12 protein-coding genes are annotated in these 16,411 nt (G+C 44.9%); 9 read left to right on the top strand and 3 right to left on the bottom strand.

Features of this window, described 5'->3' with window-relative positions:
• The first annotated feature begins 12 nt into the window (after positions 1–12).
• From M0G74_RS08755 to M0G74_RS08710, 9 genes are all read left to right on the top strand, one after another.
• Positions 13–1,224, top strand: coding sequence for a glycosyltransferase (locus M0G74_RS08755; RefSeq protein WP_248216239.1), 1,212 nt, complete (start codon positions 13–15; stop codon positions 1,222–1,224).
• Between the two features lie 35 nt (positions 1,225–1,259).
• Positions 1,260–3,521 (top strand): glycosyltransferase, encoded by a 2,262-nt coding sequence (locus M0G74_RS08750; RefSeq protein ID WP_248216238.1) that lies wholly within the window; start codon positions 1,260–1,262, stop codon positions 3,519–3,521.
• A 111-nt stretch (positions 3,522–3,632) separates the two neighbouring features.
• The gene (locus tag M0G74_RS08745; protein WP_248216237.1) at positions 3,633–4,649 is read left to right on the top strand and encodes an NAD-dependent epimerase; all 1,017 of its coding nucleotides are present in this window, start codon (positions 3,633–3,635) and stop codon (positions 4,647–4,649) included.
• 207 nt (positions 4,650–4,856) lie between these two features.
• Positions 4,857–5,972, top strand: a complete 1,116-nt coding sequence (gene gmd / locus M0G74_RS08740) for a GDP-mannose 4,6-dehydratase (RefSeq protein ID WP_248216697.1) — start codon at positions 4,857–4,859, stop codon at positions 5,970–5,972.
• A 7-nt stretch (positions 5,973–5,979) separates the two neighbouring features.
• Positions 5,980–6,951: a GDP-L-fucose synthase gene (locus tag M0G74_RS08735; protein ID WP_248216236.1), complete on the top strand. Its 972-nt coding sequence runs from the start codon at positions 5,980–5,982 to the stop codon at positions 6,949–6,951.
• Between the two features lie 98 nt (positions 6,952–7,049).
• A complete protein-coding gene (locus M0G74_RS08730; RefSeq protein WP_248216235.1) occupies positions 7,050–8,963 on the top strand; it encodes a WcbI family polysaccharide biosynthesis putative acetyltransferase in 1,914 nt (637 codons plus the stop codon).
• A gap of 36 nt (positions 8,964–8,999) precedes the next feature.
• Positions 9,000–10,202, top strand: coding sequence for an adenylyltransferase/cytidyltransferase family protein (locus M0G74_RS18360; RefSeq protein ID WP_348983705.1), 1,203 nt, complete (start codon positions 9,000–9,002; stop codon positions 10,200–10,202).
• 6 nt (positions 10,203–10,208) lie between these two features.
• On the top strand, positions 10,209–11,312 hold the full coding sequence (locus tag M0G74_RS08715; protein ID WP_248216234.1) for a hypothetical protein: 1,104 nt from the start codon (positions 10,209–10,211) through the stop codon (positions 11,310–11,312).
• 82 nt (positions 11,313–11,394) lie between these two features.
• A complete protein-coding gene (locus M0G74_RS08710; RefSeq protein ID WP_248216233.1) occupies positions 11,395–13,305 on the top strand; it encodes an acyltransferase family protein in 1,911 nt (636 codons plus the stop codon).
• 161 nt (positions 13,306–13,466) lie between these two features.
• On the opposite strand, the gene M0G74_RS08705 is transcribed toward M0G74_RS08710, so the two are convergent.
• The 3 genes from M0G74_RS08705 to M0G74_RS08695 all read right to left on the bottom strand — a co-directional run bounded on the left by M0G74_RS08705 (position 13,467) and on the right by M0G74_RS08695 (position 16,277).
• Positions 13,467–14,642, bottom strand: coding sequence for a hypothetical protein (locus tag M0G74_RS08705; protein WP_248216232.1), 1,176 nt, complete (start codon positions 14,640–14,642; stop codon positions 13,467–13,469).
• 142 nt (positions 14,643–14,784) lie between these two features.
• A complete protein-coding gene (locus M0G74_RS08700) occupies positions 14,785–15,525 on the bottom strand; it encodes an ABC transporter ATP-binding protein (protein ID WP_248216231.1) in 741 nt (246 codons plus the stop codon).
• Positions 15,522–16,277 (bottom strand): ABC transporter permease, encoded by a 756-nt coding sequence (locus M0G74_RS08695; RefSeq protein WP_248216230.1) that lies wholly within the window; start codon positions 16,275–16,277, stop codon positions 15,522–15,524. Before M0G74_RS08695 ends, M0G74_RS08700 begins: the two co-directional genes overlap by 4 nt.
• Between the last annotated feature and the right edge of the window lie 134 nt (positions 16,278–16,411).

Here is a 16,411-nt window from a genome sequence, read left to right as displayed (position 1 = left end):
TGGGGGGGGGTAATGAAGGTAGCTTCAATCGGAGAGGCCGATTATGGCGGGGCAGGAATGTCGGCGCTCAAATTACATAATGAATTTGTTCGGCAGGGGTTGAACTCAAAATTTTATGTTAACCGGAAGACAGTTGATATGGACTCGGTTATTCAAATTCCGGATAGACTGGGTACCTCAGCCGCACCATTTAAAATTGGACAATATAAGACAATTACAACCGACGTGCCATTTACGACTGGACTTTCATCAAAGTGCCCCGACTTCCTAGAGTCGGTTTGGCAGGAAAGTGACGTTGTATTGCTACGTTGGTCATCAGTGTCTGTGTCCGATTTTGTGGTTTCGCGCTGGAGCAATAAAAGCAAGCCTTTAGTCTGGTGTCTTTCAGATATGGCTCCGATTACGGGTGGTTGTCATTACTCGATGGGCTGCGATAAATTTGAATCGTATTGCCGCCCATGCCCGCATGTCGGACCGGACTCAGTTCATGATCCTTTTCGTGTCCTAAATCGACGCCTGAAGCTTTGGAATAAAATTGTTTTTGTTTCTCCCAGTAAATGGTTGGGAGATCTTGTCTCAAGTAGTTCAATTGGGCGAGACAAGGATGTACGTGTTATACAAACCGGTGTCGAACTTGATGTTTTCAAACCCTATGATGTCAATTTGCAAAAAAGAAAATATAACTTAGATCCGACTAAACCGGTGATTCTGTTTGGCGCGGCTTCGGTTGATGATTCTCGCAAAGGCTTCAAGTATTTGCCAGAGCTGGTGAATATCTTAAATGAATACTTTGATATGAAGAATAAGTATTCCGTGTTGGTAATAGGCGGTGGCAGCCCAGACCTCGATTTATTAAATTGTGATGTAACAGTTACTGGGCACATTAAAGACCGGCATGAATTAGCTCGAGCATACTCTGCTTCAGATATTACTTTGCTCCCATATGTGGAGGATAACCTACCGAATGTTTGCTTGGAGAGCTTTGCATGCGGAGTGCCTGTCGTAGCATTTTCGATTGGCGGAATGCCTGATGTGGTTCGGCCTGGAATAAATGGAGAACTTGCAAGTCCATTTGATGTTTGGGAGTTGGCACATAAGCTCAAAATGTGTATTGATAACCCATTAAGTAAAATCAGTGTGCGTAAATGGTCAGAAAAAAATATTAATATAGCCGATCGAGCAATAGAGTATAAAGATCTGTTTACCGAGTTGAAGTATAAGTAAGTTTACGTATTTAAGAATGAGAAAAGTTGTTACAGATGAAGCAAGTAGCTATTGAAGGCGGTATGCGCACTAACGGGCTCAGTGAACGTAAAAAGCCATATTTCACGATTGTCACGGTGACCTTTAACAATAAAAATGCTCTTGAGCAATGTGTCAATACGATTCGTAATCAGTCGTTTAAAGATTTTGAGATAATAGTAATCGATGGCGCGAGTACAGATGGTTCTCAGGAGTGGTTACAAGATAATCAAAGCATGGTTGATTATTTCATAAGTGAGCCGGATGCAGGGATTTATAACGCTATAAACAAGGGGATAAAATACGCTCAAGGTAGTGTGGTTGGATTAATTCATTCCGATGATATTCTATCGTTCAATAGTTTGAGTCGATATTACGAAGCGTTTGAAAATGGAAATTATGACGCTGTGGTTGGTGACTGTATATACTTTAATGAGAATCGTGAGTTTAATGCCTACAAGCCGTCGCGAAATTATGGGATAGAAACAATATTTCGAGGAATTACTGCGGCGCATGAAACAATTTTCATTAAAAAAGATGTTTACAATCGACTTGGTCCATATGATGAAACCTATAGGTCTGCGGCTGATTATAAGTTAATTTCCAAGCTAGTCATGGGTGGCTACAGTATTGGAAGCACCAAAAATGTAGAGGTCTACAAGCTTGTAGGTGGAGAGAGTTTTGGAGAAGAAGTTGAATTTAATGAGAACTATAAACTTGCCCGGGAGTATTGTTCGAACCTTTCAGAAAATGATTATCGACAATTATTAAAATTAAAAAATTATAAGCATTTGACGCGAAGTGATCTTGAAGAGATTTACTCTATTGTCACGTCATTAAATGCCAATCATATGGTTTTGCGATCACTCGCCCTAACCTTTCTGGTGATGGCTTTAGGCGATAACCCTACAACATCTTTCAATCGAATTGGATTGAGCAATATTCCTTCAAGTACTAATTATGAAAATGATCGAGTATTGTTTGGCATAGTCGCGATTAAGTCTGTTCCGGGGGGCGCGGAAAGAGTCCTTCTTGATGTGGCCTCTTATTTAGCGGATCGAGGAAAGCAGGTTTTAATAACAAGCGCTGATGGTAAAGCTGGGGTGCCTAAATACGGGGCGACTTCAAGCTTTGATTTGATTGATATTTTTGAGCCCCCATATAACGTTGAGCTGGAAAGTAATGTAGATCTTAAAGTTGAGCTGGCAGAAATAATTTCAAAAATGCCAGATGAAGTTTTGGCTGTTGCGATAAATTGCAAATTATATCGTGATCAATTTTCAAGCTGGGGGCAGTTTTCTCAACTTTGCATGAACGCTTCGCGGCGGTCTGCTCAGGATATGCGCGAGCTATTATTATCTGAAGTAGATACTTGGATCGGAAAGTTCGGAGGAAGAGTCCGTCGGTGGAGATCTCTGATTTATAGTTACAAGCCTGGAGTAGTGGTCCCATTTATGATTAGTGCCACAACTCAAATGTTCATTGCTGCGAGAAAGACTCCTAGTAAAATTGTAATATCTAATCATGGAAATCCAATTAGAGATTATTTGTTCCAGGATGACTGGGATGACATGTTTCTTGACCGGGCTTTGAGGCTTTTTTCTATTTTGTCAGCCGATAAAGTTCAATGGCTACAGAGTGAATTTCTTCAGTCGGTACCAACTCAGACCCGGCGTCGTTCAATTGTAGTTCCTAATGCTATTCCAGTAAGGAGTGAAGTTGTTCCGGCCAACGACAGAGAGAGAATAATTTTGGGTGTGGGTCGACTCCATTCAATTAAAAGATTTGATTTGTTAATAGAAGCATTTTCTCTGGCAAAAAATGATTTAGAGGGATGGAAAGTTCATATATATGGTGAAGGCAACGAGTATGTCAAACTAGCCAATCTGATAAGTAAGCATGGATTGGAGTCTGTAGTTGTATTAAAAGGTTTTGCGTCAAATATCGACGATATCTATTCACGGAGTTCCATGCTCGTTAGCTGTTCTGAAATGGAGGGTTTTCCTATGACCGTTTCTGAAGCCCTTGCGTCAGGTATGCCAGTAATTGGACCTCGAGAGACTAGTGGAATAAATAATTTAGTCTTGCATGGAAAAAATGGACTGTTGGTCGAAAGAAATGAAGAGGGAAGTCTAGTGGAAAATATGGCTTCCGCAATGATTGAGCTCGCGTTAGATTCTAATCTTCGCGCAAGGTTTTCTGAGTTTGCAATCTCATCTATGACTAAGTTTGCTCCAGATGAGGTGTTCAAGCAGTGGGAGGCGTTAATATTTGATTGAGATTAATCATTTGTAGGAAGGTTTATCCCTGTTTCAGCTGGAGTATTGGAAGGCAGTCTCTTTCAATTTTCTTTGAATTAATATATTGTGTTGTGTGTGGTTAGGTGCTTGATGAACATTTTAGTTACTGGCGCAGCGGGTTTTATTGGCTTCCATGTCGCGAGTAGGCTCTGTGCTTTAGGTGTTAATGTCGTAGGTTTAGATAACTTAAATAACTACTACGATGTAAAGTTGAAAGAAGATCGAATTGCTAAACTAAGGGAAAATAGAAATTTTCGGTTTGAATTGGTAGATCTTGCGGATCGATCCGCTATTTCTGACTTGTTCGATAAGATATCTTTTAATCAAGTAATACACCTTGGTGCGCAAGCTGGAGTTAGATACTCTCTTGAAAACCCTGGCAGTTATGTTGACTCAAATTTAGTCGGGATGTGCAATATACTAGAGGGGTGTCGTTCTCAACAAGTTAATCACCTTGTATACGCATCTTCTAGTTCGGTGTACGGACTTAATAAGAAATCACCGTTTTCTGAGTCTGATACAACGGACCACCCCGTATCACTTTACGCGGCCACAAAGAAAGCGAACGAAGTTTTAGCGCATTCATATTCTAGTTTATACAATATACCTACAAGCGGATTGCGATTTTTTACTGTTTATGGCCCTTGGGGGCGTCCAGATATGGCGCTATTTAAATTCACTAAGGCTATTCTTGAAGGTTCGCCAATCGATATTTATAACAATGGGTATTTAAGTCGTGACTTTACTTATATTGACGATATTGTTGAAGGAATTTTGCGCGTTGCTGAGTGCCCCCCCGTTAGTGTCGCCGGAGAGCAGTCCCTGAATTTTTCTCCCTACGAGAGCTCGGCGCCATTTAGGCTATTAAATATTGGGAATGGTAGGCCCATTAGGCTGTTAGATTTCATAACTGCTCTAGAGGAAAAATTAAATAAAAAAGCCGTGAGAAATTATTTGCCTATGCAGCCTGGGGACGTTTATGAAACGTGTGCGGATTCTAGCCTTTTGGAGGGTGTTACAAACTACACGCCACATGTGGACTTGATTGAGGGTGTCGGTCGCTTCGTAGACTGGTATTGTAGTTATTATTCTATTACCCCTCGATGAATAATGAATGCCAGAAGGCTTAAAGATGAGAATTGCTGCAATTAGGGCGATGTAGTCTAGTTGTCTATGATGGCTTTTGTTGCAGATAAGTGTTTCGTGATAATTGGAAAGTTTGTTGAGTTGATCGTTGTCGATAAGCGAGCTTTATATTCGTGATATTCGCTGTTCAGTTTTTTGATTGTTATTATTATTTTTGGTTTAAGTAAAATGAAGAAGGCTTTAATTACAGGGATTACCGGTCAGGATGGCTCTTATCTTGCGGAATTCTTACTTGAAAAAGGTTACGAGGTTCATGGTATTAAGCGGAGGTCTTCTTCATTTAATACTGAGCGAGTGGATCATATTTACCAAGATCCACATGAAAAGAATCCACGTTTCTTTTTGCACTACGGAGATCTGACTGATTCTTCGAATCTTACTCGGATCCTGAAAGATATTGAGCCGGATGAAGTTTACAATTTAGGTGCTCAATCCCATGTGGCAGTTTCCTTTGAGGCGCCGGAATATACAGCTGATGTTGACGCCATGGGTACGCTTCGTCTTCTTGAGGCTATCCGGTTCTTGGGCCTGGAGAAGAAAACTCGATTTTACCAAGCGTCTACATCTGAACTTTACGGATTAGTTCAAGAAATTCCGCAGAAAGAGACCACTCCATTCCATCCGCGTTCACCCTATGCGGTTGCGAAAATGTATGCCTACTGGATCACTGTCAACTACCGGGAGTCCTACGGCATGTACGCTTGCAACGGGATTCTTTTTAATCACGAGTCACCTCGCCGCGGTGAAACGTTTGTTACCCGTAAGATCACTCGTGGGATCGCTAATATTGCGCAAGGCTTGGAAGAATGCCTCTATATGGGTAATTTGGACGCGTTGCGTGATTGGGGGCATGCGAAGGACTATGTGCGGATGCAATGGATGATGTTGCAGCAAGAGCAGGCAGACGATTTCGTCATTGCGACAGGCAAACAAATTTCGGTGCGTGAATTTATTCGTATGTCTGCTCATTTTGCAGGTATTGAAGTGAAGTTCTCCGGCCAAGGCGTGGAAGAAGTGGCAACCGTGGTTGCTGTAAATGGCGATAATGCTCCAGGTGTTTCTGTGGGCGATGTGGTGGTGCGAGTTGATCCACGCTATTTCCGTCCCGCTGAAGTTGAGACCTTGTTGGGTGATCCTTCAAAAGCTAAGACTAAGTTGGGTTGGGTTCCAGAGATCACCGTTGAAGATATGTGTGCGGAAATGGTTGAGATGGACTTGGCTAAAGCCAAACAACACGCCTTGCTGAAAGAGCATGGCTTCGATGTTTCCGTAGCGAAGGAGTAAGGTGTCGATGACACAAAAAAAGCGAGTTTTTGTCGCCGGCCACAAGGGTATGGTCGGTTCGGCGATAGTTCGTCAGCTCAACTCTCGCGCCGATATCGAAATGGTCTTACGCACGCGACATGAGTTGGATTTGGCTAGCCAAGGGGCTGTACTGGATTTTTTTGGGGCGGAGCGGATTGATGAAGTTTACTTGGCCGCAGCCAAGGTAGGAGGTATCCATGCGAATAATACCTATCCGGCGGAGTTCATATACCAGAACCTGATGATGGAGTGTAATATCGTGCACTCTGCGCATGAAGCCGGCGTGGATAAGCTTTTATTCCTTGGCTCATCTTGTATTTATCCTAAGTTTGCTGAGCAGCCGATGAATGAGTCGGCGCTTTTGACTGGCGTACTTGAGGATACTAATGAGCCTTACGCGATCGCCAAGATTGCAGGTATCAAACTGTGCGAATCCTATAACCGTCAGTATGGCCGGGATTATCGCTCAGTAATGCCAACTAATTTGTACGGTCCCAATGACAACTTCCATCCGGAAAATTCCCACGTTATTCCCGCATTGCTACGCCGTTTTCACGAGGCGAAACAAGCGGGGGACGAGCAGGTAGTGGCCTGGGGATCTGGTAAGCCGATGCGGGAGTTTCTGCACGTTGATGATATGGCTGCGGCTTCCGTGCATGTGATGGAGCTGGATAAATCGACATATGATAATGAGACAACGCCCATGTCGAGTCATATTAATGTGGGAACGGGGGTCGACTGTACGATTCGTGAGTTGGTGGAAACCGTTGCGCAAGTGGTCGGGTACGAAGGCGACATAGCATGGGATTCCAGTAAGCCTGATGGTACACCCCGCAAATTAATGGATGTCAGCCGCTTGGAGAAACTGGGGTGGAAGGCGAAAATTGGGTTGGAAGACGGACTAGAAAATGCCTACGCCTGGTTTTTAAACAATAAAGATGATTTTCGAGCTCATTGACGACTCGGTACGATGGGCCAGATCCGGTATAATTTGCCGTTTAACGGCCCGTCTCATGACTATTGGGGCTTATTTTGCATAAGTGGTGAATAGAATACATGCAAAAAGTGCTTATTTTGGCCAATTGTCAAGGCCCTGCGCTGGCTAAGATTCTGGAAAAGGTGGTCGACGGACAAGGGAACTGCCTTTTTGATGTGCTCAATCTCAAGCCTGTTTATGAGCTTACGCACGAACAACAGCCCCTTCTCGAGGATCTCTGCCGCCAGTGTGACATTTTGCTATACCAGCCACATATCAGGTATAAGTTCACTCCAGAATGGCGCTCCAGCGACTATTGGGTCTCCATAACTTCTGCCAAGCACATTATTAGCTTCCCTTCACTGTACTTTGCCGGGTACAACCCGGAGCTGACGTATCTACGCAATAAGCAGAACCAGCACCTGAATGCCGGTTTCGTGGATTATCACGATAAGCGGATCGTCAAGCTGTTGCTCGAGGGGCGGTCGGACGAAGATATCAAGCATAGCTTCCACCGATTGCAGCCAGTCCGGGAGGATGTGGAATCTGTACTGAAAGATACACTGGCAGAATTGCGCAGAAGAGAGCAGGAACAGCAGCTCGACATCAGTGTATCTAAGTTTGTCGAGCAAAATTTCACTCGCGAAAGGCTGTTCTACACCTATAACCATCCTGCCAACTCGGTGCTCTACGAAGTTATTCGCCAGCTGCTGGAAAAGGTAGGCTGTGGCGAGATTGCAGTTCCTAAAGTTGAGAAGGAGCTGTTGCGTTATGACTACTTTCCAATCGCGCCAGCGGTCAGTAAATATTTAGGTTTGAAATTTGCCGATGATGGTGAACTGTACCGGGTTCAGAATAAAGATCTTCGGCGTGCGCAGGTGGTTGACCGATACCTAGAGATCTATCGTGACAATCGTGGTTGGGTGGACGAGGCGGCAACTTTTGTGGGTGAGGCTTGGCTCAATCGTAGAAAGTTGATCCTCCACATTGGTCAATCCAAGACAGGGACGACTTCCTTTCAGAGTTTTTGTTTTAAGCACCGTAAGGCGCTATTGGCAGAAGGAACACTGTATCCTGAAGCCGGGCTACTCTATACGCACCATCGTAGCCTCGCTCTGCATTACAAGGGTGAGCAGCGCGATGAAGCGCTCGTGCAGCAGCTGAAACAGGAAATTGCGGCAGTCGACTGCGAGCGGGTGCTGATTTCCTGTGAGTCGTTTGAAGATCTTGGTGTTAGCCAAGCCCAAGAGCTGCTAAATGACTTCTCGGATATGGATGTTTCTATTGTCTGTACACTGCGTAATCGGCTTGAGTGGGTGCAGTCGATGTATGCAGAGTATGTAAAGAAAGCTTGGTTTAGTGGCAGTTTCTCGCAGTTTATTGGATACCGTAAAGTGCACTCGCGGCTTGACCGGGTCTTGAACTGGAAGCTGGGGCTCTCTCGTAGGGAGAACCAGATTATTCGCCATGTACACAAGTTACTGAGCGATAGGTCAAGTCTAAGCTTTTGGTTTGACTTACTGCCCAAGGAAAAGCTGATATTTGCCAGTGCTGAGAAATTCCGGCTATGGGAGCTTTTGTTTCGTGAGTGCGGCATCAGCAAGCCCGATGTGGAAGAGGGTGAAGAGAAGCGGCTTAACCCCAGCCCATCTGTTCAGGCTGTGGAATTTGCACGTTTGCACTTCCGTCGTCAGAAAGTACAAGACCTGCATTATCCGATTGCCATGCATTTTTCACTGCGTCTCGACAAAGACTTTGATCCCAAAAACTCACCCGGCAGCTTTTTCTGCTCCAACGAGCAGATAGCAGGATTTCTGTCTCGCTATATGGCGGATGATATCTGGTTGCAGCAGAATTTTGGGTTTAGCCGCTCTGATGTATCGGAATTGTCCGAGAAATCGCTAGCCGAGAGCGGACAAATACCGCGAAACTTTGATGAGCGTGCGGAAGCTGTTGCGGCAACGTATCAGTCAGTGTTGAGCAAATTTTCTTAAGGCTCTTGAGAGAGTCCGAGTAGAGACAAGAGCGTTATGGACGTAACTGAACAGAAAGTAGATCTTCACGACTTTTTCAGGCGTGTGATCCTCAATGACGGCGTTATTGCGAGCTATTACCGTTTCTTTGACGTATTTCGTCAGGTTCTGGAACGTAATGGTGTTGAGTTTTTTGCCCATTCCGGGACCATGCTTGGTGCCGTTCGTCATGAGGGAATGATTCCCTGGGATGATGACCTGGATGTGATGGTTGAGGAGGTGTTTGAAGATGACTTCCTCAAACTGATACCGGAGTTGGAGAAGTACGGTGTTATTCTTAAAGAGAAGTTGTGTGAACACCTGTACCAGTTCAAATGTACCAGCAAAACGATCTGCCCTTCCGGTACCTATTTGCAGATCGATGTATTCATCGGTAAGCGAGAAGAGATCGATGGTGAGCTTTGTCTGCACTACAAGACGCCCGAATTCCGCAAGTGGTTCAAAAAACGCTATATCCGCATCCGCGATCTCTATCCCCTGAAGGAGTATGGTTTTGGGCCCCTGAAAATTAAAGGGATAGGGGACTATTGCCATTACTTCACCCAAAGTGGCTTTGGATTAGAGGAAGCCATAGTCGCCCGGCACAATAATTTTGATCACTTCAAGCCGGAGATAGAAAGCCTTAAAGAGCAGGGGATATACCCGATTCGGGATGAGACGATTCTGAATTACCGCCATGAAATTCCCAAGGCAAGTGTCAGCCACTCTCTCGATTACTATGCTAGTGGCAAGGTGAAGACCGTGATCACTTACGGTACGTTTGATTTGTTTCACGTGGGGCATGTCCGGATTCTTAAACGTCTGCGAGCCCTGGGAGACCGATTGGTAGTCGGTTTATCTACTGATGAATTCAACGCAGGTAAGGGTAAAAAATCTTTTTACTCATATGAGGAGAGAAAGGAAATATTGCTGTCCTCGGGGTATGTGGATGAGGTTTTCCCAGAAAATGATTGGGGGCAAAAGGGGGCGGATATCAAGCGAACCGGGGCTTCTATATTCGGCATGGGTGGTGACTGGCGTGGAAAGTTTGATGAGCTTGCCAGCCATTGCGAAGTTGTATACCTGGATAGGACCGAAGACGTATCGACGACAGAGATTAAGCGGTCACTGGCTGGAATCAAGTCGACTGACGTTGAAGGGCTTGAAAAATCGTTGCATACCGCCTTGGAAATTGTCCGCTCATTGTCCCAGTCGGTGTAATCTCCGATGCTCGATAAGCTAATTTCTAAATGGACGAGAAACCGGTCCACGGGTAAGACCATTTACCTACATGCAGGTATCTCGAAAACCGGTACGACCGCGATACAAAAGTATTTTCATGTAAATGCTGAGCATCTTCGAACACAGGGTATTCATTACTTGAGCTCCGGGCGTGCAGAGCGGGGCGAAAGCCACCACTTGCTTGCCCGGACGTATAAACGTGATGACCGGGCGGATCAGTTAGTTGCGGAAATTCAGGAAGAAATAGCGCTGTCTGAATGCCAGGCATTTGTCATTTCTAGTGAAATGTTCGAATATCTCGGTTCGAGGCAAATCAGGCAGCTAAAAGACGATTTTCACCCACATGAAGTGGTGTTAGTGCTCTATCTCCGCTACCAGGATCAAGCATTGTCATCAATGTATAATGAGCTTGTGAAAAAGCATGCTTGTTCCACTACGTTTTCAAAGCACCTGGAAGTAACTCCTCGCAAAGCCCTATTGCAATATTCCAAAATGCTGAAGCCTTGGGAGCAAGAGTTTGGGGTGGGTAATATTCGCGTCCGTATTTTTGATCGCGAGCGCTTGGTTGGTGGAAACGTAGTATCCGACATGTTGAGTGTGGTTGGGTGTGAGTCTGCGCCATCAGATATTCCGGTATCAGCGGCTAATAAATCTGTTTCCGCAGTCGCAATCCGTGTACTTGCACTTATAAATCAGCACTTGGATTACCAAGTCGATCATTCGGCAAATTACGGAGAGGCGTGCAGACTAGCGCTGAGATTAGATGGGTTGGTCCGGCGAGAATTCCCCCTGCTGGAACATGACTGCAACAGTTACTTTGATTCTGACCAAGAATATAAGGATTTTCTTGCCTTCTATCGAGCGGATAATGCGGTGCTTTCCCAGCGTTATCTTTCTGGTAAGTCGATGGTGCCGGGATCATACCGGCCTGCAGAGGTGCTATCTGACGAACAGTTGGTGTCGATTTTGAGGGAGCTTGTGGACGAATTGGGTATTCCTACCCAAGGTGCATCAATGGCCACCATCGAGCTGGTAAAATTGATCGCAGTGTTTTGGTCCGAAAAACTGCGGAACGCCTGCGAACAGTGAGCAGGCTTGTAACGCATACCTGCATACATCCCCAATAGGTTACCGCTTTTTCCAAGTTTAGAACGAGAAGAGAATAATATCTGTGAGTACGAGTCAAGCTCATGATGGATTTTTGTACCGCCCCGAAATCGACGGACTGAGAGCAATCGCAGTAGTACTCGTTGTACTTTTCCATCTCAAGTTATCAGGCTTTGAGGGTGGCTTCGTCGGGGTCGATATATTTTTTGTAATATCCGGATTTCTGATCACCGGTATTGTTCTTAACGATCTTGGGCGCGGGAAGTTTTCTCTGGCAGACTTTTATATGAAACGTGTAGCCAGGCTCATACCTGCGTTACTTGCCACGCTTGCCGGTTCGTTGTTGCTCAGTGCGTTTATCATGACGCCTGAAGACTTGGTTTATACAGCAAAGCAGGCTATTTCTGCGGTTTTTTCGTTCAGCAACGTTTTTTATTGGTCTGAGGCGGGTTATTGGGATTCTTCTTCGTACTCAAAAGTATTTCTCCACACATGGTCCCTTGGTGTTGAAGAGCAGTTTTATCTGTTGTATCCATTGACGCTTGTTGTGGTTTTTCGGCTTTTGGGCCGGGAAGGGGTGCTTGCTTTTCTGGTTGTCGGCTTTCTTGTTGGTTTGGCAGCCTGTGAGTATGTGTTGCGCGAAAACCCCTCCGCCGCCTTCTATTTAATGCCGCTGCGTATATACCAATTTGCATTGGGTGGTTTAGGCGTATTCCTGATAAAGCAGCGTGCTCCGACTAGAATTGGGGATTTCGTTGGAGGCGTTCTGTTCTTACTCGGGTTGATGCTGGTAATTGGTTGTGCTGTGATATTCAGTGACGCAACTCCTTTTCCCGGAGTAAACGCACTGCCGTTGTCCCTGGGGACGCTGTTAATGATCCTTTGGGGGTCCCAGGCGCTACCGCGCAGGATGTTGGCCAATAGTGTTGCCCGATTTATAGGAAAATCATCATACTCAATTTATCTTGTGCATTGGCCGCTAATTGTGTTGTACCAGTACCGGTTTGGCGGTGATTTTTCTTTGGCGGATATGACGATACTTTTCGCTTTGACGTTGATTTCAGGCGTCGCGCTGTATCAGTTAGTGGAGTCAAAGTTCCGCTTTAGTGGAGGCCTGGGTCACATGAACAGTCGATACCATGCCTTGCTGCGTGTTAATGCAATATTCGCTGGCGCGTTATTGGTATGCGGGTTGTCATTCTTGGTGGTTCAGGGGAATGGTTGGTCCTGGCGGTTGCCTGACAGTATCAAGTACCTTGCGGAGCGAACTACCAAGGATCCGATTAAGGAAAATTTCAGATTTGTCAGCGCGCGCTGTAAAAAGAATTCGGACTCGATCTTTTGTGGAGAAAGGAAGAGTGAAGAGCAAAACATTATTTTGCTTGCTGATTCTCGCGGTAACGATACATTTGTAGCGCTTTCGACAGCGTTTCCTTCTGACAATATTTATATGGCAAGGCTGGCAGGTTGTCCTCCGGTATTTGATACTGAGATTGCTCGGACAGAGAAGTGCCAAAAATTCAACAGTGAGCGTCTGCAGGTCGCATTGAACGCTCCAGTGGATGATGTAATTTTCTTGGCTATGGAGTTCAATGAGTTTCGTGCGAAGGCCGTACTTGAGACCGCTAAAAGGTTCAAAGATACCGGTAAACGCGTTTTCGTGGTGGGCCAAACAAAGTTTCTACAACATCAGAATCCTTTGAATATTGCGGTGACTCATGGCAGTAGTGCAAATATTGATGAAGCTTTGGCTGAATATCTTGTTCCATCCCCATTCTCTCTTGACGGGAAATATGCGCCTGAATTTGAGAAGATTGGAGTTCAGTACATCGGTAACAAGTCGTTCTTTTATGAGGATGGCTATAGGATCTACACAAGAGATCGTGCAGACCTCTTGATGTATGACATGTACCACCTGACTTTGAAGGGGGCTAAGGAATATGGCGGTTACCTGAAAAAGCATTATCAAATTTAGGAGAGCCGGCGCGAACATTCTTTTTTAATTGCTTTACTGGCGTTGACGGCGGCGTTTGAATTTCGATCCAAGAATGGAGCCGGATGAATGAATGATTGGTAAGCTTTGACAATTTATCAGCTTAGGTGGATTAGTTCAGACCAAATCTGAACTACCACAGCTTAGGGATGTATTTTCTCTATCTTGCTTCGTATAAGGGCGGAGTTTTTATTGTTAAATAAGCTTGTTACATCAAAAACGTCGTTCACTAGTTTTGAGTTCGCTAGTTGGGGTGTGTTTGAGTAGGACTGTTCTTTGATGTCGAGATACGCCAAGATTTCTCGGGTAAGGGCGTCTTCCAAGTTTTCTCTTGATGGCGTGTTCGCTATTCTCGTTCTTAGAGTATCAGCACTGTCAATTGACGAGCTAAAAAAGTTACCTTTTAGCCATTTTTTTTCAAGGGCGCGATTCATTTCTGTAAAATAGTCGAGAAATTGCGTGTGCTCTGATTTGCACGCTTGAAATCCTTCTGTCTTATTTTTGAGTGTATTTGAGCTGGCAATCTTTTCTCGCAACTCTTTATGGAGTTGTCCGTTGGTTCCGTGCCTTTGGGTGATTTCATTAAAAAATAACAATAGATGTTGTTGATACCCATTTAGGGCGATATTGGCCTTGGGCGGCTCATCGATATTTTTTGTATCACTTATGTCAAGTTCTCTAAGAAAGTCTTTGTATAGAGACTTTTCAAAAAATTGGCTTTTCTCAAATAGTCTGATCGATAAGTTTTCTTTGCCAAATACGTAAGCCCACATTTCCACTAAATTTAGGTAATCGAAATATGGGCTGCTAGGTTTGTGGCTTGCTTGCAGTGGATTTCTGCAGGTGCCCCCGTATTTAAGTGCCTCATTGAACAAGCTTGCAGCGAGTTGATCTTGTCGTCTTAAGTACAATATCACCTTGAATTTATTGTAATGAGGCAACAATAGCTGTTGTAGTCGATTTACTTCGCTGACATTCTTAATTCTTGAGTGGAAATGCTCGGATGTTATGACGAGATTTTTAATTTGACGAGTGTTGGATAGTTGCTGCTCGGCTTTCAGCTTGAATGCCTCCTTCCAGCGAAGGTGCTGAATAGGGTCGTTAATATTCACTAGGCTGAGGAGCGCTTGCTGTTGATCGTTGGGGAAGCGATCGATGCAGTAGGCGACGAAGTCTAAATGGTTGTCGTCATATTGTATATTTGCGACATGATAGCCAAGTTCGCTTAGCGTGTTGCGATTATTGGCCAAGAGTTGCTGAATTGATGTGGATCCCGTTTTTTCGGTTCCAATATGAATGTAAGCCGTTTTCATGAGCATACCAATACCTTGAAAGCATGTGTATTCAAAGGGTTGGCGAGCCTCGCCCCCACGTCCAATAGCGCTTATTTTGGAGCGAAATTATTGCGCTATTAAGACAGTAGTGTTGCGTGGGGGAGTCAGCTAGAAAATTTTAGGCGGCTTATATGTGTTCTGCAGCTGCCTTTTTCATCGTTTGTGGTGGGCTGCTGGTCCTTGGGGATTGCTCATATTCCTCAAGTACCACATCGGTCGGCCCCAAAGCTTTCACATGACCTTCCTCAATCCAGAGGGCTCGTTCACAGAACGTGCGGATGGTGCTAGGCTGGTGAGATACCAGCACTGCGGTCTGGTCAGACTGCACCCGTTCCCTAAGGGCTTTACCCGATTTTATTCTAAATTCTTTGTCGCCTACTCCTAGCATTTCGTCCAGTAGGAGAATATCCGGTGTTGCTTGCATTGCGATTGCAAAGCCGAGACGGGCTCGTTCTCCTGCAGAATAGGTGCTTACGGAGTGATCCATCAAGTGTGGGATGCCGGAAAACTCGATGACGCCATCAATGAGCTTATGAGCTTCTTTAATAGTTTTCCCCTGAGTCACCAGTGACATAATGGCGTTATCGAAGCCGCTAAGTTTGTGGATGAAGCCAAGGTTCAGTGTCAGAAGTTGTGAACGTATTCCTTTTTCTCGTGTTATGTGCCCTCGATTTGGGGCAATAATTCCCGCAAGCAACCTCAGTAAAGTGCTTTTTCCTGCACCGTTATGACCAATTACACCGAGCACCTCACCACGGTAAAGCTGGAAGTCTATGTCTTTAAGCACCCAGTTTTTTGGTGCGAATGGGTTAAGACTTCGACGATATGCGAGTCCGACTTTATTGAATGACATTATCTCGCTGTTCATGGGAGGGCTCTCGGATAATAGCGGTCGAAACGGAAAAACAGGGCAAGTCCCATAGCGAGCGCTGCCAAACTTGCTAGTATGGGATATATTAGCATTGAATAGTTGGCAGTTTTTCCGTGCAGCAATACATCCCGGTAACCTTCTAGAATACTTACAAACGGGTTTAAGCGTAGTATCGTCTGAATATTCTCGGGTCTCTCATTTATGTCAAAGAAAATACCTGAGGTAAACATCATCGCCATTACAATTAATGGGACTAAATGAGTTAGGTCGGGTATCAAAGGTACGGTGGCGGCAAGGAAGAAACTTACACTTAAATTAAATAAGATCTGACACAAAATAATATTGGTGACCGAGAGCCAGTCCATAGAGGGCCCGTAGCCGCCCCAAATTACCAATATAAGCATTACGGGAAAGACAATAGAAAAGCGGATCAGTGCAGTCATATTTGCAACAGCGGGGAAAATCCATTTTGGCAAATAGGTTTGCCCGAGTATGCCTTTATTACTGATTAGCGAATTAGAGCTTCCGGTGATCGCAGATGCCGCCCATTTAAAAGGGAAAAGCCCAGTAAGCAAGAAGTAGATAAAATGGCTGTTAGCTTGGCCATCACCTCTTACTCCGCTAGAAAAAGCCAGATAAAAAAGAGCTGCCATGAGAAGTGGCTCTAGTAGCCACCACAGCATACCCAGGTAAGATTGCTTGGTATCAGCCTTTAAGGCGCCAATGCCTCTTAGCCAAATCAGATCCAAGTATTTCCGCATATTAAAAACAGCCTTTGGCGGATGTCAAAAAGTTGCCTTTTGGTTGGAACTTATCGGGGTTGTGAGCATTTTGAGCTGCTGGACTACCGATATTCCCCATGGCTTCCTGTGGCTGGTTAATA

Origin of the sequence: Microbulbifer sp. CAU 1566 (assembly GCF_023156515.1) — a bacterium.
Lineage (GTDB): Bacteria > Pseudomonadota > Gammaproteobacteria > Pseudomonadales > Cellvibrionaceae > Microbulbifer.
Note: the sequence above shows the minus strand (reverse complement) of the source record. Positions and strands in the feature narration are given on the sequence as shown.